This window comes from Leptothrix mechoopdaensis (SeqCode), assembly GCF_053893855.1.
The window spans coordinates 908,715-934,262 of record NZ_CM132699.1 but is presented as its reverse complement, the minus strand read 5'-3'; the positions used below and the strand labels follow the sequence as shown (position 1 = coordinate 934,262).

At 70.9% G+C, this 25,548-nt stretch carries 20 protein-coding genes; 12 read left to right on the top strand and 8 right to left on the bottom strand.

Annotation, left to right across the window (positions count from 1 at the left end; all coding sequences use genetic code 11):
- Window positions 1–102: 102 nt before the first annotated feature.
- From ccmB to ACWA7K_RS04170, 8 genes are all read right to left on the bottom strand, one after another.
- A complete protein-coding gene (ccmB, locus tag ACWA7K_RS04205; RefSeq protein ID WP_456165943.1) occupies window positions 103–858 on the bottom strand; it encodes a heme exporter protein CcmB in 756 nt (251 codons plus the stop codon).
- Window positions 855–1,547, bottom strand: a complete 693-nt coding sequence (ccmA, locus tag ACWA7K_RS04200) for a cytochrome c biogenesis heme-transporting ATPase CcmA (RefSeq protein WP_456165941.1) — start codon at window positions 1,545–1,547, stop codon at window positions 855–857. Before ccmA ends, ccmB begins: the two co-directional genes overlap by 4 nt.
- Window positions 1,537–4,008 (bottom strand): hypothetical protein, encoded by a 2,472-nt coding sequence (locus tag ACWA7K_RS04195; RefSeq protein ID WP_456165939.1) that lies wholly within the window; start codon window positions 4,006–4,008, stop codon window positions 1,537–1,539. The genes ccmA and ACWA7K_RS04195 overlap by 11 nt, the downstream gene beginning before the upstream one ends.
- Before the next feature lie 22 nt (window positions 4,009–4,030).
- A complete protein-coding gene (locus tag ACWA7K_RS04190; protein ID WP_456165937.1) occupies window positions 4,031–5,809 on the bottom strand; it encodes a cytochrome c3 family protein in 1,779 nt (592 codons plus the stop codon).
- Window positions 5,806–7,734, bottom strand: coding sequence for a cytochrome C (locus ACWA7K_RS04185; RefSeq protein ID WP_456165935.1), 1,929 nt, complete (start codon window positions 7,732–7,734; stop codon window positions 5,806–5,808). Before ACWA7K_RS04185 ends, ACWA7K_RS04190 begins: the two co-directional genes overlap by 4 nt.
- Window positions 7,734–8,651, bottom strand: a complete 918-nt coding sequence (locus ACWA7K_RS04180; protein WP_456165933.1) for a hypothetical protein — start codon at window positions 8,649–8,651, stop codon at window positions 7,734–7,736. Before ACWA7K_RS04180 ends, ACWA7K_RS04185 begins: the two co-directional genes overlap by 1 nt.
- Window positions 8,652–8,997: 346 nt before the next feature.
- A complete protein-coding gene (locus ACWA7K_RS04175; RefSeq protein WP_456165931.1) occupies window positions 8,998–11,106 on the bottom strand; it encodes a diguanylate cyclase domain-containing protein in 2,109 nt (702 codons plus the stop codon).
- Window positions 11,107–11,136: 30 nt separating this feature from the next.
- A complete protein-coding gene (locus tag ACWA7K_RS04170; RefSeq protein ID WP_456165929.1) occupies window positions 11,137–12,402 on the bottom strand; it encodes a methyl-accepting chemotaxis protein in 1,266 nt (421 codons plus the stop codon).
- A gap of 298 nt (window positions 12,403–12,700) precedes the next feature.
- On the opposite strand from ACWA7K_RS04170, the gene ACWA7K_RS04165 reads away from it, so the two are divergent.
- From ACWA7K_RS04165 to ACWA7K_RS04110, 12 genes are all read left to right on the top strand, one after another.
- Window positions 12,701–13,852, top strand: a complete 1,152-nt coding sequence (locus tag ACWA7K_RS04165; RefSeq protein ID WP_456165927.1) for a methyl-accepting chemotaxis protein — start codon at window positions 12,701–12,703, stop codon at window positions 13,850–13,852.
- Between the two features lie 38 nt (window positions 13,853–13,890).
- The gene (locus ACWA7K_RS04160) at window positions 13,891–14,262 is read left to right on the top strand and encodes a response regulator (RefSeq protein ID WP_456165925.1); all 372 of its coding nucleotides are present in this window, start codon (window positions 13,891–13,893) and stop codon (window positions 14,260–14,262) included.
- 6 nt (window positions 14,263–14,268) lie between these two features.
- The gene (locus ACWA7K_RS04155; RefSeq protein ID WP_456165924.1) at window positions 14,269–14,634 is read left to right on the top strand and encodes a response regulator; all 366 of its coding nucleotides are present in this window, start codon (window positions 14,269–14,271) and stop codon (window positions 14,632–14,634) included.
- A gap of 8 nt (window positions 14,635–14,642) precedes the next feature.
- Complete coding sequence (locus tag ACWA7K_RS04150; protein WP_456165922.1) at window positions 14,643–14,939, top strand: STAS domain-containing protein; 297 nt, start codon at window positions 14,643–14,645, stop codon at window positions 14,937–14,939.
- A gap of 14 nt (window positions 14,940–14,953) precedes the next feature.
- The gene (locus ACWA7K_RS04145) at window positions 14,954–17,269 is read left to right on the top strand and encodes a chemotaxis protein CheA (protein WP_456165920.1); all 2,316 of its coding nucleotides are present in this window, start codon (window positions 14,954–14,956) and stop codon (window positions 17,267–17,269) included.
- Window positions 17,270–17,336: 67 nt separating this feature from the next.
- Window positions 17,337–18,818, top strand: coding sequence for a PAS domain-containing protein (locus ACWA7K_RS04140; protein ID WP_456210360.1), 1,482 nt, complete (start codon window positions 17,337–17,339; stop codon window positions 18,816–18,818).
- Window positions 18,763–19,317, top strand: coding sequence for a methyl-accepting chemotaxis protein (locus ACWA7K_RS04135; protein ID WP_456210457.1), 555 nt, complete (start codon window positions 18,763–18,765; stop codon window positions 19,315–19,317). Before ACWA7K_RS04140 ends, ACWA7K_RS04135 begins: the two co-directional genes overlap by 56 nt.
- Window positions 19,318–19,374: 57 nt before the next feature.
- Window positions 19,375–22,428 (top strand): methyl-accepting chemotaxis protein, encoded by a 3,054-nt coding sequence (locus tag ACWA7K_RS04130; protein ID WP_456165916.1) that lies wholly within the window; start codon window positions 19,375–19,377, stop codon window positions 22,426–22,428.
- A gap of 35 nt (window positions 22,429–22,463) precedes the next feature.
- Window positions 22,464–23,021, top strand: a complete 558-nt coding sequence (locus tag ACWA7K_RS04125) for a chemotaxis protein CheW (protein WP_456165914.1) — start codon at window positions 22,464–22,466, stop codon at window positions 23,019–23,021.
- On the top strand, window positions 23,018–23,830 hold the full coding sequence (locus ACWA7K_RS04120) for a CheR family methyltransferase (protein ID WP_456165912.1): 813 nt from the start codon (window positions 23,018–23,020) through the stop codon (window positions 23,828–23,830). The genes ACWA7K_RS04125 and ACWA7K_RS04120 overlap by 4 nt, the downstream gene beginning before the upstream one ends.
- A 25-nt stretch (window positions 23,831–23,855) precedes the next feature.
- Window positions 23,856–24,362, top strand: coding sequence for a chemotaxis protein CheD (locus ACWA7K_RS04115; protein WP_456165910.1), 507 nt, complete (start codon window positions 23,856–23,858; stop codon window positions 24,360–24,362).
- Window positions 24,363–24,415: 53 nt separating this feature from the next.
- Window positions 24,416–25,522, top strand: coding sequence for a protein-glutamate methylesterase/protein-glutamine glutaminase (locus ACWA7K_RS04110; RefSeq protein WP_456165909.1), 1,107 nt, complete (start codon window positions 24,416–24,418; stop codon window positions 25,520–25,522).
- Window positions 25,523–25,548: the final 26 nt, after the last annotated feature.

Sequence of the window (25,548 nt, the reverse complement as noted above, 5' to 3'; positions counted from 1 at the left end):
AGCGGTCGAGTTCCGGCCGCCTCGGTCGCCGTTCACGACCTTCAGCATTCTCTCAGGCTGCACGTTCAAGGCATTGACACAGGCGCTTGACGCCGAAGGTCTTCATTCGGTCGAGATCCGCAAGGCCGCCGCGCTGGCCAGCGGCGCCAGGCCGGCGGTCGCGATCAGCAGCGCGCCCAGCAGCGCGTAGTGCGGTTGCGGCGACAGGCCCGACTCGACCGCGCCGACCGCGCCGGTGCCGAAGATCAGCACCGGCACCGCCAGCGGCAGCACCAGCAGGAAGACCAGCATGCCGCCGCTGCGCAGGCCCAGCGTCAGCGCGGCGCCGACGTTGCCCAGCAGGCTCAGCACCGGCGTGCCCATCAGCAGGCCCAGCACCAGTGCGGCGATGCCGTCGGCCGACAGGTCGAACATCAGCCCGAACAGCGGCGCGACCAGCACCAGCGGCAGGCCCGTCAGCAGCCAGTGCGACAGCGAACGCGCCAGCGCGACACCGGCCAGCGGCTGGCCGCACAGCAGCATCTGTTCGAGCGTGCCGTCGGCATGGTCGGCCGCGTACAGCGCATTGACCGACAGCATCGCCGCCAGCAGCGCACAGACCCAGACCACGCCCGGCGCGATCTGGCGCAGCGTCTGCGGCTCGGGCCCGACGCCGAGCGGGAACAGGCCCACCGCGACGATGAAGAAGACGATCGGCAGCGTCGCCTCGCTGCGCCGCCGCGCGGCCAGGCGCAGGTCGCGCAGCACCAGCGCCCCGAGCGTGCCCAGCAGCGGCGCGGTGATTGGCGTTTCCTGGCCGTCGACCGGGCCAGCGTCACGGTCACCCTGCCCGTCGACCGGATGCAGCGCGGCGCTCATGGCGCGGCCTCCGCGGTCGCCGGACGGGTCTCCAGACCGGTGCGGGTCAGCCACAGCGTCTCGGCCGGCGGCGCGCTCGCGGCCAGCGCCTGGTGGCTGGTCAGGATGGCGCAACCGCCGCGCGCGACGTGTTCGCCCAGCAGGCCGTCCAGCGCGGCGATGCCGGCGCTGTCCAGCGCGTCATAGGGCTCGTCGAGGATCCACGGCAGCGGCGCGCTTTCCAGCGCCAGCCGGGCCAGCGCGATGCGGCGGCGCTGGCCTTGCGACAGCGTGCGCACCGGCGCGTCCAGCCGCTGCGCCATGCCCAGGCGGACCAGCGCGGCGCGGACCGGGGTGGACTGCGCATCGGCGGCCGGGATGCGGCCGTGCAGGCGGGCGGTGAAGGCCAGCGTCTCGGCCGCGCTGAGGTCGTCCTTCAGCGCGTTGGCATGGCCGATGTAGAGCGGCGCGCGGCCGGCGGCGGCGGCGCGGCGCACCGGCAGGCCGGCGGCGCGGACCTCGCCGGCATCCGGCGCGGCCAGCCCGGCCAGCAGGCGCAGCAGGCTGGTCTTGCCGCGGCCGTTGTCGGCGCGCAGCCAGACCAGCCGGCCGGGTCGCAGCGCCAGGTTCAGGCCGCCGAAGAGCTTGCGCTCGCCACGTCGGCAGGCCAGGTCGCGGGCCTCGAGCGGCGCCGCGGGATCAGAAGTCATAACGACCGCCCAGGTAATAGAACACGCGGTTCGTATTCTCGTTGCCTGTGGTCGTGGAAATCCGGCTGATCTCGTAGTCGGCGGCCGACTCGAGCGTGACGCCCGCGTCGACCCGCCAGGTCACCCGCAGGCCGGGCTTGACGCGCGACAGCGCCAGCCCGTTGCTGCTGGTCTGGCGGTAGAGCTGCAGCGACGGCTCGACGCTCCAGCGCTCGTTCAGGGCCGACAGGTTGTTGTACATGAACAGCAGGCCGCTGAAGGTCGGCGCCCGCTGGGTCGTCAGGTTGAAGACGTGGGTGTCGCGCACCGAGTAGAGGTTGCTGCCGATCAGCTGCGTGCCCAGGCTCCAGATGTTGCCGGTGGCCGGCTGCGCGGGCAGGGCCAGCGCCGGCACGGCGGCGATGGCGCCGACCCGCGTCATGCGCAGGTCGCCACCGATCTGCCAGCGCTCGTTCAGCGGCGTGGTCACGCCCAGCTGCGCCTGGTTGGCATAGGCCGTCGTCGTGCGCACGTAGTTGCGCAGCGTGTCGATGTCGCGCAGCGCCAGCGCGTCGCTCAGGCGCACCGGCACCGGGCCGCCGTTCGGGTCCTGGAAGAACAGCGCGTTGCCCAGCATCAGGATCGGCTGCGAGCGCCGGTCGAGCAGGAAGTTGACGGTGGTGCCGGCATTCCCTTCGGCATCGAGGTTCTGCCAGGTGCCCTGCACCGCCGCGACGTTGACCGCGCGCAGCACGGTGTCGTAGTCCAGCGAGCCCGACACGAAGGTGCCGCCGCTGAAGTAGCGCAGGTCGCTGCCGATCGCGCGGCGGTCGACCTGGCCGTCGATCTTCTGCTGGATCGTGTAGAGGCTGCCCGAGACATGCGGCGTCAGCGCGTCCGCATCGACCGACAGGCCGCCGAAGCTGCGCTTGGTCTGCTGCAGCTTGTCGGTCGGCACGCCGGCCACGGCATTGACCTTCCACTTCGGCGCGAAGCTGTAGCCGGCGGTCGCGCCGTCGAAGCGGCCGAGCACGCCGCCACCGGTCGGCGACTGGCGCCCGAGCCGGATGCTGGTACCGCGCTCGAAGGACTTGTGGTCGACGTACAGCGCCGACAGCTTGTTGCGATCGCTGCGGCCGGGCATCAGGTCGGCCGTGTAGCTGTCGCGGAAGACGAAGCGCAGGTCCTGTTCGCTGCTGCGATGGCGGTAGTTCAGGTCGAAGGTGCCGACCGCCAGCTTCTGGTCGGTGCCGGTCAGCGTCGGGTTCTGCACCAGCTCGGGCAGGCCGCTGATCGGCGAGTCGCGGAACTCCTCCGAGCGGACCTTGGACTGGCCGCCGTAGTAGTACAGGCCGGCCGAGCCGTTGACGGTCGTGGTGGTCGGCTGCTGGCGCGGCCGGTTCTCGGTCGGCGCGGTGGCCTCGGCCGGCATCGCGGCCAGCCGGGCGGCGACGCGCTGGCTGTCCGGCCCGGTCGGGTAGAGCTTCAGGAAGGTCTCGAACTCGCGCCGCGCGCGCGCCGTGTCACCGGCGTTCAGGCGTACCAGGCCGATCAGTTCCTGAGCCTCGCGCGAGGCGCGGTTGGGCGGCAGATCCAGCAGCCGGTTCAGGCGGTCCAGCGCGGTGCCGGGGTCGCGGGCCTCGTTGGCGCGGCGGGCCTCGGCCAGCAGCGCGGCGGCGGTCGCCTCGACGTCGATCGGCGTGGCGCCCTCTCCCGGTGCTCCAGATGTTCCTGGTGCGCCCACCATGGCCGGCGCCACCAGCGGCACCGTCGCCAGCGTCGCGGCCGGGAAACGCGGCTTGACGATCTCGAGCGCGCGGCGCGCCTCGGCCGGGTCGGCGAAGGGGCCGAGCTGGACCTCGTGGCGGGTGCGGCCGTCGACCTCGCGGGTGGTCGTGCGCACGTCCAGCGACTGCAGCTGCTTCGGGATCGGCGCGGCCAGCTGCACGTTCGGGTCGGTCGAGCTGAGCAGCACGATCACCGTGGTGGTCGCTGCCACGGCGGCTGCAGCGGCTTCGCTGGCGGCGGGCGCGGCGTTGGCCCGCACCCGCGAGCCCATGCCCGGCAGGACCAGCTCGATGCTGCGGTTGTCGCGGCCGCTGCGCACCCGCAGCTTGGTGGCCGGGTCGACCCGCACGATCAGCTTGCGCTGCGTCAGGCTGCCGAGCAGCGCCTCCTCGCCGATCGTCACGACCGGCAGGCCGTTGCCGGCATCGAGGCGGCGCTGGCTCGGCTGGATCGTCGCGTCGCGCAGGTCGGGCGCGTCGAAATAGACCTGGATCAGGTCGCCGGCCTTGGTGCTGACGCTGCGGCCGTAGCGGACCGGCGTCTGGAAGCGCACGCCGACGATCGCGTCGGCGCCCTCGCGGCGCAGTTCCAGGTCGTCGAGCAGCTGGGCCCGGGCGACCGCCGGGACGAACACGGCGCAGGCGGCCGCGCAGGCCAGCGCCAGCGGCGCGAACGGGAGGTGGCGGTGGGTCACGGTGTTCCTCGTGATCGGGTGGTCAGTTCCACCGGGTGTAGGTGCTGCCGAAGCTGCCCAGCGGGCGGTGACAGCCCGACATCGAGCAGTCGGTCGGGGCCGGCGTGCGGTTGCGGTGGTTCACCGCCATGCGGTCCATCGCACCCAGGAAGGCGGTGCCGCTCTGGTGACAGCCCTTGCACCAGCCCGAGCCGTTGCCCATCGAGCCGTTGTGGTTCATGGTCACGGTGGTCCAGACGGTGGTCGAGCGGTGGCAGGCGTTGCAGTCCATCGCGCTGCCGTTGAGCAGCTGCAGCCCCTCGGGGATGTGGTTGGCCGGCTTGGCCAGCGCACCGACGATGCCCTCGGCCAGGTAGGCGCCGCTGTGGCAGCTCTTGCAGGTCGCCGTGTTGACGACGCTGTGGTTCATCGTCACCGCCGTCGCGAACGCGGTCTGCGAGCGGTGGCAGGAATCGCACTTGGCCGTGGCCGCCGGCACGGGGATGTGGGTGGTCGACTTGCCACGCGCGGTCACGCCGTTGTGGCAGGTGTCGCAGGTGCCGGTGCCAACCGCGTTGGTGGGCGAATGCGCGAACGTGGCCGATGCCCACGAGGCGGTCGAGCGGTGGCAGCTCTCGCAGTTGCCGGTCACGCCCACGTGCACGCCGGTCGCCGGCTTGATCGACAGGTGGCAGGTGGCGCACTGCGCCGTCACCGTCACGCTGGTGTGCAGCCGCGCCGGGGTCCATGAGACGAAGCCGGCCTTGTGGCAGGTGTCGCAGTTGGTGATCGCCACGCCCGTCAGCGACTGGTAGGGGATGTGCGTCGCGCTGCGGCCGTCGGCTGGCGGGTAGCTGCCGTTGTGGCAGGAGCTGCACTGGTTCGTGACGACGACCTGGCTGTGCGTGAAGCGGTGCGGCTTCCAGCCGGTGGTCGTGTGGCAGGCGATGCAGTTGGTCGCCGCCACGGGGATGTGCGTCATCGGCTTGCCGGTCGCCGTGCTGCCGTTGTGGCAGGTGCTGCAGTTGGTGGCGACGGTGAAGGTGCCGTGGTCGACCTTGGTGCTGGCGGCCCAGCTGCTGGTCGACTTGTGGCAGGTGTCGCACTGCGCCGTGGTGGCCATGTGGGTTGGCGACTTGCCGCTGGCGTTGTTGCCGTTGTGGCATGACGAGCAGGTGCCGGCGACGACCATCTGGCTGTGGTTCCAGCTGCTCGGCAGCCAGGCCCGGGTGCTGTGGCAGCTGGTGCAGTTCAGCGCGCCGGTCGTGATGTGGCGGGCCGTCTTGCCGGTCGCGCTGGTGCCGTTGTGGCAGCTCGCGCAGTTGGTCGCGGCGCTGAAGGTGCTGTGGTCCGTGCCGGTGGCCGGCAGCCAGGCGGTGGTGCGGTGGCAGGTGTCGCAGCTGGCCGTGGTCGCGATGTGGTTGGACGGCTTGCCCGGCGCGTTGCGCATGTTGTGGCAGGTCGTGCAGGTGCCGCGCACGACGCCGGCATGGCTGAAGCGCGCGCCGCTGAAGGACTGGCTGTTGTGGCAGGTCTCGCACGGCGCGGTGGTCGGGATGTGGTCCGACGACTTGACCGTGTTGGTGCGGGCCAGCCGGTTGCCGGCGGTGTGGCAGGTCTGGCAGTCGCGTGGCGTGCCCTTGAACACGCCGTTGACGTGGCAGGACTCGCAGCGCTCGCGCGCGTGCGCACCGCTCAGCACGAAGCCGGTGCGGTTGTGGTCGAAGTTGCGGCCGGCCGTCTGGGCCTGCGCCGCCGGCAACAGCCCGACCAGTCCGGTCAGCAGACCGGTCAGGAACACGAGGGCACGCAACAGCTTCATGATGGACTCCGGTTGGTCCGGGCGGGCGGTGTGGTCGACGGGGTGACCGGCGGTGCGGCCGGCTGGATCGCCGGCGGCGGCGCCATGCCGCGGTTGGCGATGCGCTTCCACTGGTCGACCACGTGGCACTGCTCGCAGCGATTGCCGAAGCTGCCGTCGTGTACGTCGTCCTTGCGGTGGCAGGCGATGCAGGTGTTGCCGGTCGGCGCGACCTTCTGGCCGGCCGGCGCCGGGCGGCTGTGGCAGGCGATGCAGGCGACCTTGGCGTGTGGACCTTCGAGCCGGTAGCGGGTCTGCCGGTCGTGGTCGAAGTTCCAGATGCCCCACGAGCGCGTGTTGTGGCAGCTCTCGCAGGCCGGGCCCAGCGTCTGCTTGTGCTTGTCGGCCTTCTTGTGGCAGCTGTAGCAGTCCGACGGTGCGTCCTTGAAGCGCGCACCGGTGGTGTGGCAGTCCTTGCAGACGGTCGTGATGTGGCGGCCGGTCAGCGGGAACTTCGTCTTGGCGTGGTCGAAGCCGATGGTGGTCTTCCACGTCTTGTCGGTGTGGCAGTTCTCGCAGCGCGCGCCGAGCTGGCCTTCGTGCTTGTCGTCCTTCCTGTGACAGCTCAGGCAGTCCATCGGCGTCTTGCGCATCTCCTTCAGGCTCTTGTGGCAGGCCTTGCATTCGAGCTTGGGCACGGCATGGCCGTTGCGCAGCGGGAACTGGGTCTTGTCGTGGTCGAACTTGCCCCGGGTGGTCTTCCAGTCGCGCTCGCCGTGGCAGGCCCCGCAGTCACGGCCGAGCGTCTTCTCGTGCTTGTCGTCCTTCTCGTGGCAGCCGATGCAGTCCTTCGGTGCCTCGTTGAAGACCTGCGACTTGTGGCAGGCCTTGCACTCGGTCTCGATGTGCTTGCCCAGCAGCGGGAACTTCGTCTTGTCGTGGTCGAACTTGCCCTGGTCCTTCCAGCCACGTTCGTTGTGGCAGGCCGCGCAGTCCTTGCCCAGCGTGCCCTTGTGCTTGTCGTCCTTGACGTGGCAGCTCAGGCAGTCGCTCTTGACCGGGTTCTTGTAGAGATGGCCGGTGTGGCAGCTCTTGCATTCGAGCGGCTTGTGCTTGCCCTTGAGCAGGTACTTCGTGTCGGTGTCGTGGTTGAAGGTGCTGGGCTTCCAGGCCTTGGCGGTGTGGCAGCTCTCGCACTTCTCGCCGTACTGGCCCTGGTGGCCGCGACGGCCCTTGATGAGCTGCTCGTCGTCCTTGCGGTGACAGCCGATGCAGGTGCGCGGCGTCTCGCGGTAATTGGTGTCGCGGTGGCAGTCGCCGCACTTGGCGTCGGCGTGCCTGTCCTTCAGCGCGAAGCGGGTCTTGTCGTGGTCGAAGGTGGTCTTCTTCCAGTCGTTCTCGCTGTGGCAGTCGGCGCATTTCGGGCCGAGCGAGCCCTTGTGGGTGTCGTCCTTCCTGTGACAGCCCAGGCAGTCCTGCGGCGCCTCGCGCCACTTCTTGCCGGCCACGTGGCAGCTCTTGCATTCGGTCTTCACGTGCGCGCCGCGCAGCGCCCAGTCGGCCAGGCCGGTGTGGTCGAAGGCCTTCGGATCGAACTCGACGATGCGGGCGTTGCGGCCCTTGTGGTCGGTGTGGCAGTCGCGGCAGGCGGTCGGCTGCGCGGCCAGCTTGCGGCCGTGGAAGCCGGCCTTGTCGCGCACGTCCGCGCCGATGTCCTTGTGGCAGTCGCTGCACAGGCGGTCCTGCGCGGCGCGGTCGAACTTGACGTGGCAGTTCTTGCAGTCGGCCTCGGCCTTGACGTGCGACTGCGTCAGCTTGCCCGGCGCCAGCACCGACTCGATGCCCTGCGCGCGCGCACCGCCCGCCAGCAGCGTCAGCAGCGCGAACAGCGCCAGCAGCGGCAGGAAACCCGGCAGCCGAAGGCAGGTGCGGCGCACATCGATCATCAGTACGCGTGGACCGCGACCACGTGCACGACGCCCGCGATCACCAGCAGGAACACAAAGGGGATGTGGGCCACGTGCCAGAGCGCGAAGACCCGCTCCCAGGCCGCGAACATCGCCACCCGCATCACGCCGACGAAGTAGCTCACCAGCGCACGACGCAGCTGGCGCTGGCGATGGCGCAGCAGCGCCGGCTGCCAGTTCTGCGTGCGCGCCAGGATGCGCAGGCCGAGGCGGGCCTCGCGCTGGACCTTCACGCGCACCAGCCAGCTGCGCACCGGCAGCACCAGCAGCAGGCGCAGCCAGTGGCGCCAGGCGGCGGCCTTGACGGCCCCGCGCTCGACCGCGTCGGCCTCGAAGGCGTCGAGCGTTTCCTGCAGATGCGGCGCGAACCACAGCACCGATCGATGCGAGCCGTCGAAGCCCATCTGCCGCCGCAAGTCGCCCAGGGCGTTGCGTTCTGCGACCAGGCCGCGATTGATCCGCACATACAGGAAACGCCCGACGATCCCGCTGGCCGCCACGATGCACATGCTGTAGAGGGCCGCCGCCGCGTTCAGCGAACCGGCCTTGAAGCCGCAGTGCAGCAGCACCAGCAGCGGACCGCCGATGCCCAGCACCATGTGGCCGGCCAGCCAGACCTTGGGCGAGCCCCAGTCGCGCATCGCGCGGATGTGCTTGCGCAGCGGGTAGAGCAGCAGCAGCAACATCATCGAGCCGCCGGCCACGCCCATCCAGTAGCCGATCTCGCCGTCGGTCGGGACCCAGCCGCGCCGGCTGACCTCCCAGGTCACCCCCAGCAGGGCGCCCAGGACCAGCAGCACCGTGGTGTTGCGGGCACCCCGGCGCGCGGCCGGGCGGGCATCGGTCGATGCCGCAGCGGCGCGGGAGGCAGAGGGGGCAGACAGCAGAGTGGTCACGATCGGATCCCGGAAGGTTTGAACAGCCCCCGTTTGGGGACTTCACCCAACCCAAAATGATGGAATGGAACGATTTCCCAGGATCCTATCGGCTGCGCATGAAACTTGGCTGAAAGGCGCCGTGAGCAAAAGTAAGCTGGTTACGCCCACAAAACCCATCTGAACGTGGGATCCAAGCCCTCGATCCGGACCCGAAACGTCAAAATTCGCGCAAGATTGCTGCAATGCAGCAGGATCCGGCGTGTTTTTCGTCACGGATCGGGTCGCCAACGTGGGTGTGGCAAAGGGTGTACTGACCCAGATGGGTCCACCCAGATGAGGGACGCCGGATGCGCCTGTTACAGGTTCACGCAGCGGCGCCGGGACGCTCGGCCACGCGCACGCCGTGGCGGCCGGACTGCTTGACCGCATAACAGGCCAGATCGGCCGCGTGCATCAGCGCATCGGGCTCGCGCAGCGGCGGCTCGATGATGACCACGCCGACGCTGGCACCGACCCGCAGCGGTTCCAGATCGCCCCAGGGCAGGCGGATCTGCTCGACCGCCCGCTGCAGCTTGTGGGCCAGCCGTTCGGCGGCGACCGGGTCGCAGCCCTCCAGCAGCACGGCGAACTCGTCGCCGCCCAGCCGCGCGACACATTCGTCGCGACGCAGGCTGCCACCCAGCGTGCGCGCCACCGTGCGCAGCATCTCGTCGCCGGCGGCGTGGCCGCCCTGGTCGTTGACCTGCTTGAACAGGTCCAGGTCGATGAACAGCAGCGCCGCGGTCGGCCAGGACTGGCCCAGGCGTTCGGCCTGGCGCTGGCCCTCGACCAGCTGCGCCAGCGAACGCTCGAAATGGCGCCGGTTGACCAGCCCGGTCAGCCCGTCGTGGCTGGCGCTCCAGGCCAGCTCGCGCTGCTGGGCCCGCTCCTGCGTGACATCGCGCAGCAGCCAGATCGTGCCGGCGGTCGGATCCTCCGCGTCGACCGGCTGACCGGTCAGCTCGCCCAGGAAGCGGCTGCCGTCGCGGCGCACGAACTCGTGGTCGCCGCTGTAGGGCCGGCCCTCGTCGAAGGCCAGCGCGACCCGCGGACCCAGCCCGGCGTAGTCGGCGTCGGAGGCATAGATCAGCCGGGCCGACTCGCCGACCAGTCCGCCCGGCGGGTGGCCGAACATCCGGCAGAACTCGTCGCTGACCAGCTCGAAGTTGCGCGAGCGGGTGAAGGCCAGCCCGATCGGCGCGGTGCTCATGACCGATCGCAGCTTGACCAGCAGCTCGGCGTTGCTGGCCTCGGCCCGGGCCTGTTCGTGCAGCGCACCGCGCAGCGCCTGTTCCAGTTCGCCGACCTCGCCGCGCGCACCGGGCCAGCCCTGGTCCAGCGGCGGGCCACCCGGACCGAGCGCGCGGGTGCGCTGTTCGAGCCGGTCGAGCGGGCGCAGCAGGTGGGTCAGCCAGAGCCACAGCAGCGCCATCGCCAGCAGGGCAACCGCCGCACCGTAGGCGATGGCCTCGCGTACGCCGGAGCGCACGCCGCCCAGCAGCGCATCGGTGTTGGCGATGCGGAAGACCATCCAGTCCGGCCCCGGCACGCCGGCCGCCGCGACGACATAGCCGCTGTCGCTGTAGGCCTCCGGCAGCGGTTCGACCGGCCGGCCGGCGCGGACCCAGCGGGCCGCCGCGACGCGCAGGCCTGGCACCTCGTCGATCGGCCGCAGGATCACGGCCGGATCCGGGTGGGCCAGCACCAGCCCGCCGGCATCGGTGATGACGGTCTGCATGACCCCGGTCCCTTCGGACTCGCTGCCGCCCAGGCCATAGAGCAGGTCGCGCGAGTTCAGCCTCAGGGTGCCCAGCAGCACGGCGCGCAGCGTGCCGTCCTCGCCCAGCACCGGCATCGTCAGGGCGACCAGCGCCTCGCGCGAGACCCGGCCGATCAGCGGTTCGGAGACGATCGGCCGGACCTGGCCGACGGTGGCGCGGAAATAGGGTCGGTCGTCCAGCCGGGTGTCGGGGTGGAGGATGGCAGCGCCGTCGCGCAGCACCAGCACGCGGCCGTCGAGATCGACCAGCGCGATGGTGGCGAACAGCGTGGCGAGCACCTGGCGCTGGGCCATGTAGCGCTGCTGGGCCTCGCGGTCGCGCAGCACGCGCTGGTCGACCGGCTGGGCCGCCGCGCGCAGCGCCAGCTGCAGCCGGACGACACGGTCGCGCAGCAGCACGGCCAGGTGATCGACGTTGGCGGCCTCGTTGTCGAGCACCGCCTGTTCGGTGTTGCGGGCCCCGTGCGCCAGCACGGCGGCGGTCACGGCGATGACGCTGATGGCGATCAGCAGGCCGCAGGCCAGCGCCAGCCGCAGGCGCAGCGAGCCGAACCATTGCGGCAGGCGCTCGCGGGCGCGGCCCGGCCAGCCCGGTCGGGCGTCGGGTTGGAACAGGGCCAGGGCGGCGCGGCGGAGGTCGGTCCAGCGAAACACGGCCGGGAGTCTAGGCGCGCCCGGCGCCGATCAGACCAGCTTGAAGCCCGCCACCGTGTCATCCAGCCGGTCGCCTTCCGCACTCAGCGCGTTCGAGGCGGTCGCCATCTGGTCGACCAGGCGGTGGTTCTCCTGGGTCAGCTCGCCGAGGCGACGCAGCTCGGCCAGGATTTCCTGCGAGCTGTTCTGGCCGGCGCGGGTCAGCGCGACGATCTGCTGCATCTCGTCGTGGATGCGGCTGACCTGGCTGTCGGTCTGGCGCAGCGCCTGCGACGCTTCGCCGGCCAGCACGTGGCCCTGCGCGATGTCGTCGGTCGAGCCGGAAATGATCTCGCCGATGCGGCGGGCCGACTCGGCACTGCGGCCGGCCAGGCTGCGCACTTCCTGCGCCACGACCGCGAAGCCGCGCCCGGCCTCGCCGGCCTTGGCCGCCTCGATCGACGCGTTCAGCGCCAGGATGTTGGTGCGGAAGGCCAGGTTGTCGATCAGCGCGACGATCTCGACGATCTCGCGGCTGCGCTGCTGAAGCGCCTGCATGCGGGCATCGAGCTGGGCCATCTGGTGGCGCGCGTGCGCGGCGTCCAGTCGCATGCGCTGGACCACCGCCTCGGCCTCGTCGACCCGCAGGCCGCTGGCGTCGAGCTGCTCGATGTACTGGCCGACACCGGCCAGCACCTGGTCGATCGCGGCAGCCGCATCGGCCGTGCGGCGGGCCAGGTCGTGGTTGCCGGCGGCGATCTCGCGTGAGGCATGGGACGACGCCGCCACGCCCTGCCGCACGACCGCGAACAGGTCGGCCAGCCGGCCGAGCGACTGGCCCAGCGAATGCATCGCGTGGGCCACCTCGTCGCGGCCCCAGGGCTGCGGGCGCATGCTGAGGTCACCGGTCGCCATGCGGCCGACCTGTTCCTTCAGATGGGCCAGGCCGCCGTGGGTGACCCGGTAGAACGACATCAGCATGTAGATGGCCAGCGCCAGGCAGGTCCCGATCGCCGCCAGCAGCATCGTGACGTGCTCGGCGTCGAGGCCGTCGTACAGCAGCAGCGGCTCCAGCGCGAACACCAGCGGCAGCACGAAGGCACCGGCCAGCAGCGTCGCCTTGCCGCGCACCGACAGCGCCCGCATCACGCGCACGCCCGGCGCATAGATGCCGTGGTAGCGGAAGAAGTTGCGCAGCGTGTTGCCGCGCGCCGCCGGCGCGGGTCGAGCCGGGGCCTCGGCGGTGTCAGACGCGCCGGTTTCAGGGGTCGGCTGACCCAGCTCGGGCGGGGATGGCGCCACTAGGTTCATCGTCATCCGGTGTCCTCGGTGGAGAGGTGGGGCCCTTGCACGCACGAGGCGTCCACAAGGATCCGATGAACGGATTCTTCCGCCAGGTGGGGCCAGGAAAACCTGAGAAGTAAACGGTTCCGCCGGCCGATATCCGGTCATTGGCTGAGGTCTTCACCGAACACAGTACGTCCTGAGCGCTTCGGCATGCCTGTCTTGCGGGCAGCCCCGACGCGACCTGACGACAACGACTTTTTCAGATGGAGCACGCCCCGATGGTCAAACGCACACGTTCCTGGCGGGCGCTCCCGAGCGGGGTGACACGTTGAACCAGGACACGACCTCGAACCCGGCGGCAAGCCGGTCCGGCGGCGGCATCGACCCGATGGCGCTGGCGGGTTCCCTGGCCACGGCGGCCGCCTGCGCGGTCCTGGCGGCCGCCGACCCGGGCTGGCCCGTGGCCACCGGCGTGGCGCTGGCCGGCGCAGTCGTCACCGGCTGGCTGGTGCAGCGCCGCCACGCGGCGCCGCTCCGGTCGACCGGCCGTGGCGAGACGGACAGCGGCGCGCGGCTGATGGTCAGCCGTGTCGTGCCGGTCTGGAAACGCCACATCGAGGCCTCGCGCAACGAGGCCGGCAAGCAGATCGATGCGCTGCTGCAGTCCTTCTCCAGCCTGTCGGACGGCCTGTCGGTGGCCGCCCGCGAGGTCGAGGGCAGCTCGCTGAGCCTGCGCGCCGGCACCACCGACGAGCTGGTGGAGGTCCACCAGGGCGCCATCGCCGGCCTGCTGGAGCCGATGCAGGAGGCGACCCGCCAGCGCAGGGCGATGCTCGACGACGTGATCAGCCTGCACGAGGAACTCGACGCGCTGCAGCGGCTGGTCAAGGACGTGCGCCAGATCGCCGCCAACACCGGCCTGGTCGCGCTGAACGCCTCGATCGAGGCCCACCGCGCCGGTCGCGAAGGCCAGGGCTTCGCGGTCGTGGCCCAGGAGGTCCGCTCGTTGGCCGGCCAGTGCGAGCGCAACGGCGCGCAGCTGGCCACGCGGATCCAGAAGCTGGCCGAACGGATCGAGAAGTCCCGCAACCAGGCGATCGCGCAGACCCGCTCCGACGAGGAGATCGAGCTGCGCGCCCGGCTGCAGGCCCGCGACGTGGTGGCCGTGCTGGTGCGCGACCTGTCGACCTCGCTGGCCTCGTCGCGCGAGCTGCAGACGCTCAGCGTGCAGCTCGGCCAGGACCTCGAACAGATCTTCGTGGGCTTCCAGTTCCAGGACCGGTTGACGCAGATGCTCGATGCCATCGGCAACGACATGCAGCGTTTCGCCGGCTGGATCGAGACCCACGAGGGTGCGTCGCATGCCGACGCGGCGCGCTGGCTGGAAGACCTCGAACGGACCTACACGATGGAAGAACAGCGCAACCACCACCACGGCACCGTGGACATCCAACGCAACAGCGGCGTCGAGTTCTTCTGAACCCCCCGCAGCCAACCTCAACGACAAGGAGAACTGCCATGGGCAGCAAGAACGTGATGGTCATCGACGACTCCAGCAGCTTCCGCACCGTGGTCGCGCTGGCCCTCAAGCGCGTCGGCTATGCCGTCGTCGAGGCCAGCGACGGCCAGGACGCGATGCGCAAGCTGGGCACCCAGCCCGTGGACCTGCTGGTCTGCGACGTGAACATGCCCGGCATGGACGGCCTGAGCTTCGTGCGCCAGCTGCGCACCCAGCCGAAACACGCCCGCACGCCGGTGGTGATGCTGACCACCGAGACCAGCGAGGCCAAGAAGGCCGAAGGCCGCGCCGCCGGTGCCAACGCCTGGATCACCAAGCCCTTTCAGCCGTCCAAGCTGGTCGAGCTGGTCACCTCGTTCTTCAAGGAGTAAGTCGACATGAGCAAGACCGTCATGGTCGTGGACGATTCGAGCAGCTTCCGCACCGTCGTGAAGCTGGCGCTGCAGAAGGCCGGCTACGCGGTCGTCGAGGCCGGCGACGGCAAGGACGCCGTGACCAAGCTCAACGGCCAGAAGATCAACCTGATCGTGTGCGACGTGAACATGCCGCAGATGGACGGGCTGACCTTCCTGCGTCACATCAAGACGCTGGCGAGCTACAAGTTCACCCCGGTGATCATGCTGACCACCGAGAGCCAGGAGTCCAAGAAGGCCGAGGGCCGCGCCGCCGGTGCGCGCGCCTGGATCACCAAGCCCTTCCAGCCGTCGCAGCTGGTCGAGGCGGTCAACAAGCTCTGCGTCTGAGGCGAGCGATGACCGCAACGCAGCACGCCCTGCACGGCGAACTCGACATCCAGCAGGCCCAGGCCCAGCGCGAGGCGCTGCTCGCGGCGGTCGCCGCGACGCCGGCCGGTGAGGACCTGCTGCTCGACCTGGCCGACATCAACGCCTGCGACAGCACCGGCGTGCAGCTGCTGCTGTCGACCCGCAACACGCTGAAGCCGGCCGGTGCGCAACTGCGCATCGTCCAGTCCAGCGCGGTGGTGCGCGAGGTGCTGCAGACCTATGGCCTGCAGTCGCTGCTCGACCCCTCGGCCCCACGGGCCTGAATCCGGGACACCCGATGAACGACGACGACGACATCCTGGCCGCAGCACGCGACGGCTTCCTCGAAGAGGCCGACCAGCTGCTGCAGCAGTTCGAGGACGCGCTGCTCGGGCTCGAATCCGCGCCCGATGACCACGAGCTGCTGAACGCCGCGTTCCGCGCCGCCCACACCATCAAGGGCACCGCCGGCCTGTTCGGCTGCGAGGCCGTGGTCGCCTTCACCCACGAGGTCGAGACGCTGATGGAGTCGCTGCGCAGCGACACCCTGGCCTTCGGTGATGCCGTGGCCGCCGCGCTGCTGCAGTCGCGTGACCAGATGGGCCGGCTGCTGCAGGAAGTGCGCGCCGGCCGTCAGGGCCTGGACGACTGCGATGCCGACGTGCAGGCCCACAGCCGCACGCTGGGCGCCGAGCTGCGTCGCCTGATGGGCCAGCAGGCCGGCACCGCCGGCGGTCCGCTGGCCGATCCGGAGGCCGATCCGGACGCCGTCTCGGCGACCTATGGCGAGGACCACCAGGGCCGCGCCGCCAGCGCCGAACTGGCCGGGTTGTCCGACCTGGCGGTGCTGGCCGACCGTCCGGGCCAGGGCCTGTGGCTGCTGTCGCTGCGCTTCGGCGCCGACGTGCTGCGCAACGGCCTGGACCCGCTCGCCTTCATCCGCTACCTGGCCACGGTCGGCACGGTCCGCGCCATCGACACGGTGGCCGACACGGTCCCGCCGCTGGCGGCGCTGGACCCGGAGAACTGCCACCTCGGCTTCGAGATCCGGCTGGAGAGCGAGGCCACGCAGACCGCCATCGAGCAGGTGTTCGAGTTCGTGCTGGACGACTGCTCGCTGGAGATCCTGCCGCCCGAGGCCGACACCCAGGCCCATGACGCGCTGCTGGACCGCCGCAGCGGCGGCGAGCCCGAGGCCCGTCGCGCGCTGCTGCAGCGCTGGCTGGCGCTCGGCATCGTGCTGCCGCTGCGCCGCACCGACAGCGCCCAGGCGCTGGCGCTGACCGAGGTCCTCGACGTGCTCGACGCGGTCGAGGCCGGCGGCCCCGGGGCGGCCGTCGCACCGGTCGACATCGAACGTCGCGGCGGCAAGCCCGAGCGTCGCCAGGCCGCGCCCGATCGCCGCACCGACAAGCGCGGCGACGAGAACCGCTACCTGCGCGTCAGTGCCGACAAGCTCGATCACCTGATCGACCTGATCGGCGAGCTGGTGATCGCCGGTTCGGGCGCCCAGCTGGTCGCGCAGCGCGAGAACTCGCCCGGCTTCATCGAGGCCGCGCAACGCATCCACGACCTCGTGCAGGAAGCCCGCGACGGCGCGCTGAGCCTGCGCATGGTGCCGATCGGCGAGACCTTCGCGCGCTTCCAGCGGGTCGTGCGCGACGTCAGCAAGTCGCTCGGCAAGGACGTCGCGCTGGAGATCACCGGCGGCGACACCGAACTGGACAAGGCGATGGTCGAGTCGATCGCCGACCCGCTGATGCACCTGGTCCGCAACAGCCTGGACCACGGCATCGAGTCGGCCGACGACCGTGTCGCCAACGGCAAGCCGGCACGCGGCCGGCTGGCACTGAACGCCTATCACGAGAGCGGCCAGATCGTCATCGAGGTCAGCGACGACGGCCGCGGCCTGGCACGTGACCGCATCTTCGCGAAGGCCGTCGAACGCGGCCTGGTCGCCGAGGACGCGGTGCTCAGCGATGCCGAGGTCAACCACCTGATCTTCGCGCCCGGCTTCTCGACCGCCGAGAAGGTCACCGACATCTCCGGCCGTGGCGTCGGCATGGACGTGGTCAAGCGCAACATCGACGCGCTGCGCGGCCACATCCACATCGCCAGCGCGGTCGGTCGCGGCACCACGATGCAGATCCGCCTGCCGCTGACGCTGGCGATCATCGACGGCTTCCTGACCAGCATCGGCGACGTCCACTACGTGCTGCCGCTGGAGACCGTGGTCGAGTGCATCGAGACCCCGCCGGCCTGCCGCAGCGATGCCGACACGCGCCTGAGCGGCTGCTTCGACCTGCGCGGCGAGGTGCTGCCGTGGGTCGACCTGCGCACCTGCTTCGGCGTGGCCGGCACCCGGCCGCAGCGCCAGAGCATGCTGCTGGTGCGCACGGCCACCGGCAAGGTCGGCCTGATGGTCGACCGCCTGCTGGGCGAGCACCAGACCGTGCTCAAGCCGCTCGGCCGGATCTTCCAGCACCTGCCCGGCATCGCCGGCTCGACCATCCTCGGCAGCGGCGAAGTCGCGCTGGTGGTCGACGTGCCCAGCCTGATGGTCCACGTGACGCCGCAGCGCGGCCACCTGGCCAACGCCCTGTCCCAAGCCTGACGGACCGCCCCGAGACGGCCCGCAGACGATGCCCCACCCTGCCCCACACGAGACACGGACACCCGACATGCCGCAAGCCCGAAACACCCCTCCCGATGCGATGCAGCGACTGAGCAGCGCCACCGCCCTGCTCGCCCCGCTCGCCGCACTGGGCGCCGGTCATGCCGGCGTGTTGAGCCCGACGCTGGGCGGCGGCCTGCTGGCGCTCGCCGCCGCCGCGCTGGCCGGCGTCTCGACCTGGGCGGCGCGACAGGCCGGTGACCGTGCCGAGGCGGCACGGGCCGCGCTGCAGGCCGAGGCGGCCGCGCAGTCCGACCAGCTCGTCACGCTGCAGGCCGCGCACGACGAGAACGCCGACCGCGCCGACCTGCTGCAGCAGCTGATCACCAGCAGCACCAGCGCGGTGGGCGCCTGCAGCGAGGACGGCACGCTGCGGCTGGTCAACCCGGCCCTGCAGCAGCTGCTCGACCAGGTCCAGGCCCGCCGCCCCGGTGCCCGCGCCGGCAACGCCCGCACCGACTGGGTGGGTCAGCGACTGAGCCAGCTGTTCGGCCCGGCCGGCACGCTGATCGACCTGAAGGCCACCAGCCAGCAGGTCGACGCCTACGGCCTGACGCTGGCCCTCACGCTCAAGCCGCTGCACGACGCCGCCGGCCAGGGCGCCGGCCTGCTGTGCGAATGCCGCGACCTGACGGCCGGCCTGCGCGAACAGGCCGAGGCCCAGGCCCGTGCGGCCACCGAGCTGGCCGAACGCCATGCCGCACTGCGCATCCGCCAGGCCCTCGACGCCGCCGCGATGCCGGTGCGCATCGCCGATGCCGACGGCACCATCGTCTACCTCAACGACGCGCTGCGGCAGATCCTGCGCCGCGACGCCGCCGCCTTCCGCCAGGACCTGCCGGGCTTCGATCCGGAGGCCGTGCTGGGCGCCTCGGTGGGCGTGTTCTACAAGGACCCGCAAGCGGCGGTCGCCCGCCTGCGCGGCCTGACCCAGCGGGTCCAGACCCGCATGGTGCTGGGCGGCAGGACCTACGAGGTCATCACCACGCCGGTGCGCGACGCCAGCGGCCAGACGCTCGGCAGCGTCGGCCAGTGGGCCGACCTGACCGACCAGCTGGCGGCCGAACAGGCGCTGACGCGGCTGGCCGAATCGGCCGCTGCCGGCGACTTCTCGGCCCGTGTCTCGCTGGAGCGCGCCGAAGGTTTCTATCGCAGCCTCGGCGACATGCTCAACGAGGTCATGGGCGGCGTCGGCCTGACGCTCAGCCAGGTGCGCGAAGCGGCCGAGCGCCTGTTCGATCGCGGCCTCGCAGGTCAGCGGCACGTCGCAGTCGCTGGCGCAGTCGGCCTCGGAACAGGCCGCCAGCATGGAAGAGACCAGCGCCTCGCTGCAGGAGATGGCCGGCAGCGTGTCGGAGAACACCCGCAGCGCCCGCCAGACCGACGAGATCGCCACCCGCGCGGCGCAGGAAGCGACCCAGGGCGGCAGCGCGGTGCTGAAGACCGTCGACGCGATGAAGGCGATCGCCACGCGCATCTCGATCATTGACGACATCGCCTACCAGACCAACCTGCTGGCCCTGAACGCCGCGATCGAGGCGGCCCGTGCCGGTGACCACGGCAAGGGCTTCGCGGTCGTCGCCGCCGAGGTCCGCAAGCTGGCCGAACGCAGCCAGGTCGCCGCCCGCGAGATCGGCGAGCTGGCCAGCAACAGCGTCGGCATGGCCGAACAGGCCGGCTCGCTGCTGCAGCAGATGCAGCCGTCGATCGCCCGCACCAGCGCGCTGGTGCAGGACATCGCGCGGGCCTCGCAATCGCAGGCCGACCAGGTCAGCCAGCTGCATGCGGTGATGGACCAGGTCAGCCACGCCACCCAGATCAACGCCGCGTCGGCCGAGGAACTGTCGGCCACCGCCGACCAGCTCGACGACGAGGCCAGCCAGCTGCAGCACCTGATCTCGCAGTACCGACTCCAGGACGCCTCCGCACCCGCCGCTGCAGGCCGACGCGGCACCGCCGCGCGCGCCCACGCCGCGGTGTCGGCCTGAACCTTCACGCAACGCCCCCGTTCCGCACCGTCTGCACCCTTTTCAAGAAAGACGCCCATGACCCAGAAGACTGCCTCCGCCCATCGGCCGCCGCGTCTGTTCGCGCCGGTCGACCCGCTGCTCCAGCGCATGACGCTGGGTGCCAAGTTCGCGCTCGTCGCGACGGTGCTGACGGTGCCGCTGCTGGGCCTGCTGGCCTCGGTGGTGGTCAAGCAGAACGCCGACCTGGACTACACCCGCGGCGAGCTGCAGGCCACGCCGGTGGCCAACGAGCTGATCGACATCTACGACCCGGTGCGGGCCTACAAGTCGGCGCTGACGCTCGGTCAGGCGCACGTGAAGGGCTCGGAGGAACTGATCGCCCGGCAGCACAAGCAGCTCGGCGACGACCTGGCCGCCGTCGACAAGGCACTGGAGAGTTCCAGCATTGGCCATGACCCGGCCTTCGCCGGGCCGTGGAAGGAGACGCGCGTCCAGATCGAGCAGTTCCAGCGCCTGACGCCGCAGACCGACGTGGCCACGCTGGAGTCGAGCTACCTGGCGCTGACCGATCGGCTGTCGCGCCTGACGCATGACGTGCTCGACCGCTCGGGCGTGCTGCTCGAACCCGATGCCGGCCCCTACTTCCTGCAGGACATCGCCTTCAACCGCATCGTGCCCTTCCTGGACGCGATCTCGATGCTGCGCGACCAGGCCGTCAATGCGGCCGTCGAAGGCCAGATGTCGGCCGAGGAAGTCGCCACGCTGCGCACCATGCTGCACGAGGTCGACGCGACCGATTCGGCCGTGCGCCGCGACGTCGCCGCCTACGAACGCAGCGGCCAGCCGGCACCCAAGGGCTGGAAGGAAGCAGCCGACGCGATCGACCGCTTCAAGGCCGACATCCGCACCCTCGCGGTGGTCGGGCCGACCCGGGTGTCGGCCGATGCGCTGTTCACCAACAGCGTGGCGATGCAGGAAAAGATCTTCGCCTTCCACGACAACGCGGTCGATGCGCTGAACGAGCAGCTGACCGCGCGGGTCGAGCGCATCAGCCGCGAACGCGCCGTGATGATCGGCCTGTCGGTCCTCGGCCTGCTGGCCGCGCTCTACCTCTACACCGCCACGGTCGGCTCGATCCGCCGCTCGGCCCGGCAGCTGCAGGACGACGCCGGCCGCATCGCCGCCGGCGCGCTGGACCAGCCGGTCAACGCCGCCGGCCGCGACGAGTTCGCCCAGATCGCGCAGTCGTTCGAACAGGCCCGCAGCACGCTGACCCGCCTGATCGGCGAGATGAACAGCATGGCCGCCGCCCATGACCAGGGCGAGATCGACGCGACGATCGACGCCGGCCGCTACAGCGGCGACTACGCCAGCATGGCCGACGGCATCAACACGATGGTGGCCAGCCACCTCGACATGAGCCGCCAGGCGCTGGGTGTCGTGCAGGCCTTCGGCCACGGCGACTTCGAGCAGCCGCTGGCCCGCCTGCCGGGCAAGAAGGCCTTCGTCAACGACGCGATCGAGCCGGTGCGCGAGCGCCTGCGCGATGCCGCCGCCGCCGCCGCCGAGAACCTGCGCATCCGCATGGCGCTGGACGGCGTGCCCAGCGCGGTGCTGATCGCCGATGCCGACGGCGTGATCCGCTACGGCAACCACTCGGTCACCGCCCTGCTCGGCCGCATCGAGTCGGACATCCGCACCCGCCTGCCGAACTTCACCGCCAGCCAGGTGGTCGGCCAGACCTTCGACATCTTCCACGCCAACCCGGCGCACCAGCGCCGCATGATCGACGGCCTGAGCGCGACCCACCGCGCGCAGATGAAGTTCGGTGACCGCACCATCGCGCTGGCCGCCAGCCCGATCGCCGACCCGAAGGGCAACCGTGTCGGCACGGTGCTCGAATGGCTCGATCGCACCGAGGAAGTCAAGCTGGAGGAGTCGGTGACTCAGGTGGTCCAGGGCGCCGCACGCGGCGACTTCGGCAACCGCATCGACACGACCGGCGCGACCGGCTTCTTCAAGACGCTGGGCGACGGCATCAACACCGTCGTCAGCACGACCGAGTCCAACCTGAACGTCTTCAGCGACGCGCTGACCCGCATCTCCGACGGTGACCTGAGCCAGACGGTCGACGGCGAGTTCGAAGGCATCTTCGAGCGCCTGCAGGGTGACCTGAACCAGATGATTGCGCAGCTGGTCACGACCATCGCGCAGGTCAACGCGGCCAGCCAGTCGCTGACCGCTGCGGCCAACCAGGTCTCGAGCACGTCGCAGTCGCTGTCGCAGTCGGCGTCCGAACAGGCCGCCAGCATCGAGGAGACCAGTGCCTCGCTGCAGGAGATGGCCTCGTCGGTCAAGCAGAACGCCGACAACGCCCACATGACCGACGGCATGGCCACGCAGGCCGCCCGCGAGGCCGGCGATGGCGGCGAGGCCGTGTCGCGCACCGTCGAGGCGATGAAGGCGATTGCCACGCGCATCTCGATCATTGACGACATCGCCTATCAGACCAACCTGCTGGCGCTGAACGCCGCCATCGAGGCGGCCCGTGCCGGTGACCACGGCAAGGGCTTCGCGGTGGTCGCCGCCGAGGTCCGCAAGCTGGCCGAACGCAGCCAGGTCGCCGCGCAGGAGATCGGCCAGCTCGCAGGATCCAGCGTGACGATGGCCGAGAAGGCCGGCTCGCTGCTCTCGCAGATGGTCCCGTCGATCAACAAGACCAGCGAGCTGGTGCAGGAGATCGCCGCCGCCTCGGGCGAACAGGCCGAGAGCGTCACGCAGATCAATGCCGCGATGGAACACGTCAACGGCTCGACCCAGCAGAACGCGTCGGCCGCCGAGGAGCTGTCGGCCACTGCCGAGGAGCTGTCGGCCCAGGCCACGCAGCTGCAGGAACTGATGGCCTTCTTCCGGCTGCAGTCCGATGCGATGGCACAGGCCGGCGTCGCGCCGGCACCGGTCAAGGCGCGTCGCCATGCGCCGGCCGCCGTCAGTGGTCACGCCAGCGCACCGCTCGGCGGCGCCAAGCCGCGCAAGAGCGCCGCCGCGCCGGCCCGTCCGGCCGCTTCGGGTGGCTCGGCCGTGACCTGGGCCGACGTGATCGACGAAGCCGCGTTCACGCGCTTCTGAACCTGGCCCGACAACCCGAGACCGGAGCGACGCCGATGAGCGCCACGATGAACCAGGACGGCACCGACCCGGCCGGCCAGCTGTTGCGGCTGGCCCTGGGTGACCAGCGTTATGCGGTCGCCATCGAGCAGGTGCGCGAGATCCTCAAGCTGACCACGCTGACGGCGCTGCCGCTGATGCCGGCCTTCGTCTGCGGCGTGATGAACCTGCGCGGCGCCGTCGTGCCGGTGATCGACCTGGCGGCCCGGCTGGGCCTGGGCCGGGCCACCCGCAGCCGCCGCAGCTGCGTCGTGATCGTCGAGAGCCACGACGAACACAGCCAGCGGCCGCAGACCCTGGGCCTGCTGGTCGATGCCGTGCACGAGGTGGCCGAACCGCCGGCCGCCGGCCTGGAGCCGGTGCCGCCGCTGGGCACCGCCGTGCCCGGTCATTTCCTGGCCGGCTATGCCCGCCTGCGCGGCGAGGTCACGCCGGTGCTGGCCCTGGCCCAGGTGCTCGACGAGAGCGCGCTGGGCGCGGAGATCGTCGCGCATTCGCAGCCGGCGTCCGCGCATCGCGTGGCGTCGTCGAGCCAGCGGCTGGTGGCCGCATGAGCTTGTCCCAGGGCTCCTTCGAGGCCGTCGTCGGCCTGTTCGAGAAGGTCTCGGGCATCCGGCTGGTGGCCGCCAAGAAGCCGCTGGTCGAAGGCCGCCTGCAGCGTCTGGCCCAGCAGGCCGGACATGCCCGGCTGGACGACTACGTGCACCAGCTGATCCACGCGGCCACGCCCGACGAGATCACCCGCGTGGTCGACAAGCTGACGACCAACGAGACCTACTTCTTCCGCGAGCCGCAGCACTACGACCACCTGAAGGCGCAGCTGCCCGCGCTGCTGCAGCGCCTGGCCGGCCAGCCGCTGCGGGTCTGGAGCGCGGCCAGCTCGTCCGGCGAGGAGGCCTACAGCCTGGCCATGCTGCTGGACGAGGAGATCGGCGAACGCGCGCGCTGGGAGATCGTCGGCACGGACCTGTCGACGCAGATGGTCCAGCACGGCAAGCGCGCGCTCTACACGATGGACAGGGCCCGCAACCTGAGCCCGGCACGCCTGAAACGCCATTGCCTGCGCGGCACCGGCGAATACGACGGCCATGTGCTGGTGCAGCGCCACCTGCGCGAGCACGTCTCGTTCGGCCCGGCCAACCTGATGCGCGACCTGCCCCGCACGCTGGGCAGCTTCGACGTGATCTTCCTGCGCAACGTGCTGATCTATTTCGATCCGCCCGCCAAGGCCGCCATCGTGCGGCGGGTGCTGGGCCAGCTCAAGCCCGACGGACTGCTGTACACCGGCCATGCTGAATCCCTCGCCAACCTCGACCTGCCCGTCCGGGCCGTCGCCACCGCCGTCTATGCACACGCGACGTGAAGCCCACGCGCACCAGCATCGACGCGTGCCCGCCAACCTGCCGACCGGCGTGGTCGCGCGGGCGCAGCCGGGCACGGACCTGCTGCTGATGCCCGGCCAGCTCTACTTCGGCAACCAGCCGGCCAGCCTGCGCACGCTGCTCGGGTCCTGCGTGGCGATCACGCTGTGGCATCCGAAACGTCGCATCGGCGGCATGTGCCACTACCTGCTGCCCGACCGCAACGTGGTCGAGGCCACGCTGCGCGACGGTCGTTATGCCGCCGAGGCCGTGGCGCTGCTGGTCGAGGCCATCGCGCATGTTGGCACGCGACCGGACGAATACGAGGCCCATCTCTACGGCGGCGCCGACACCTTGCCCGACCACCTCGCGCACAAGCCCAACGTGGGCGTGCGCAACATCGAGATCGGCTGGGAACTGGTCGACCGCCACGGCTTCCAGCTGATGGGCGTGGACGTCGGCGACGACGTGCCGCGCTCGGTCCGGCTGGACATGCGCACCGGCGAGGTCGCGATGCGGCGCTCCGAGCGCTGACGTCGCCCGCGCCGACACATCCACCACCGCACCACTTGCCAGGCAGTCACCCCATGCCGGTCATCCGGGCCATGATCGTCGACGACTCCGCCGTCGTCCGAAAGCACCTGTCGGACCTGCTCACCCAGGCCGGCATCGAGGTCATCGCGACCGCCTCCGACCCGCTGTTCGCGCTGCCCAAGATGCGCGCCGACTGGCCCGACGTGCTGGTGCTGGACGTCGAGATGCCGCGCATGGACGGCATCAGCTTCCTGCGCCAGCTGATGGCCGAACGGCCGACGCCGGTCGTCATGTGCTCGACGCTGACGGAGGCCGGCTGCGAGACCACGCTGCAGGCGATGGAGGCCGGCGCCGTCGGCTTCGTCACCAAGCCCCGCTTGGGGCTGCGCAACTTCCTGGAAGACAGCAGCAACGGCCTGGTCGAGGCCGTGCGCGCGGCGGCACAAGCCAACCTGCGGGCGGTCCGCGCGGCGATGCCGCCCACCGCACGACCCGCTGCCCGCCCTGTGGCGAAGGCAGCGCCCGTCGCCGTCAACGGCCCCGTCACGGCCGCCGTCGCGATGTCTCGCACGACCGACCGCGTGATCGCGCTGGGCCTGTCGACCGGCGGCGTGCAGACGCTGGAAAAGATCCTGCGTGACCTGCCCCGCACGGTGCCCGGCATCGTGATCGTCCAGCACATGCCGGCCAACTTCACCGCCAGCTTCGCGCAGCGGCTGGACCGCATCTGCCAGGTCGAGGTGATGGAGGCGCGCGACGGCGAGCGTGTCATCAACGGCCGCGTGCTGATCGCCCCAGGCGGCCGCCACATGCGCCTGAAGCGCAGCGGCGCGCAGTACATCGTCGAGGTGCTGGACGGCCCGCTGATCAACCACCACCGGCCGTCGGTGGACGTGCTGTTCCGCTCGGTCGCCCAGGTCGCCGGCGCCAACGCCGCCGGCATGGTCCTGACCGGCATGGGCGACGACGGCGCCCGCGGCCTGCTCGAGATGCGCCGCGCCGGCGCCCTCACCGCCGCGCAGGACGAGGCCACGTCGATCGTCTACGGCATGCCGCGCGAAGCAGTGCGCCTGGGCGGCACCGACACCCAGATCCCGCTCGACGACATCGCCACCTGGCTCCAGCGCGTCGACAGCGTCGCCGGCCGCGTCACGGCCTGAGCGTCTTGCGCTGGCCCAGATTCCCC

Coding starts and splice junctions, on each gene's coding strand:
- ccmA (WP_456165941.1), bottom strand. CDS start 1,547: ATGACTTCTGATCCCGCGGCGCCGCTCGAGGCCCGCGACCTGGCCTGC.
- ACWA7K_RS04150 (WP_456165922.1), top strand. CDS start 14,643: ATGACCGCAACGCAGCACGCCCTGCACGGCGAACTCGACATCCAGCAG.
- ACWA7K_RS04140 (WP_456210360.1), top strand. CDS start 17,337: ATGCCGCAAGCCCGAAACACCCCTCCCGATGCGATGCAGCGACTGAGC.
- ACWA7K_RS04145 (WP_456165920.1), top strand. CDS start 14,954: ATGAACGACGACGACGACATCCTGGCCGCAGCACGCGACGGCTTCCTC.
- ACWA7K_RS04170 (WP_456165929.1), bottom strand. CDS start 12,402: ATGACGATGAACCTAGTGGCGCCATCCCCGCCCGAGCTGGGTCAGCCG.
- ACWA7K_RS04130 (WP_456165916.1), top strand. CDS start 19,375: ATGACCCAGAAGACTGCCTCCGCCCATCGGCCGCCGCGTCTGTTCGCG.
- ACWA7K_RS04185 (WP_456165935.1), bottom strand. CDS start 7,734: ATGATCGATGTGCGCCGCACCTGCCTTCGGCTGCCGGGTTTCCTGCCG.
- ACWA7K_RS04110 (WP_456165909.1), top strand. CDS start 24,416: ATGCCGGTCATCCGGGCCATGATCGTCGACGACTCCGCCGTCGTCCGA.
- ACWA7K_RS04120 (WP_456165912.1), top strand. CDS start 23,018: ATGAGCTTGTCCCAGGGCTCCTTCGAGGCCGTCGTCGGCCTGTTCGAG.
- ACWA7K_RS04125 (WP_456165914.1), top strand. CDS start 22,464: ATGAGCGCCACGATGAACCAGGACGGCACCGACCCGGCCGGCCAGCTG.
- ACWA7K_RS04190 (WP_456165937.1), bottom strand. CDS start 5,809: ATGAAGCTGTTGCGTGCCCTCGTGTTCCTGACCGGTCTGCTGACCGGA.
- ACWA7K_RS04155 (WP_456165924.1), top strand. CDS start 14,269: ATGAGCAAGACCGTCATGGTCGTGGACGATTCGAGCAGCTTCCGCACC.
- ACWA7K_RS04160 (WP_456165925.1), top strand. CDS start 13,891: ATGGGCAGCAAGAACGTGATGGTCATCGACGACTCCAGCAGCTTCCGC.
- ccmB (WP_456165943.1), bottom strand. CDS start 858: ATGAGCGCCGCGCTGCATCCGGTCGACGGGCAGGGTGACCGTGACGCT.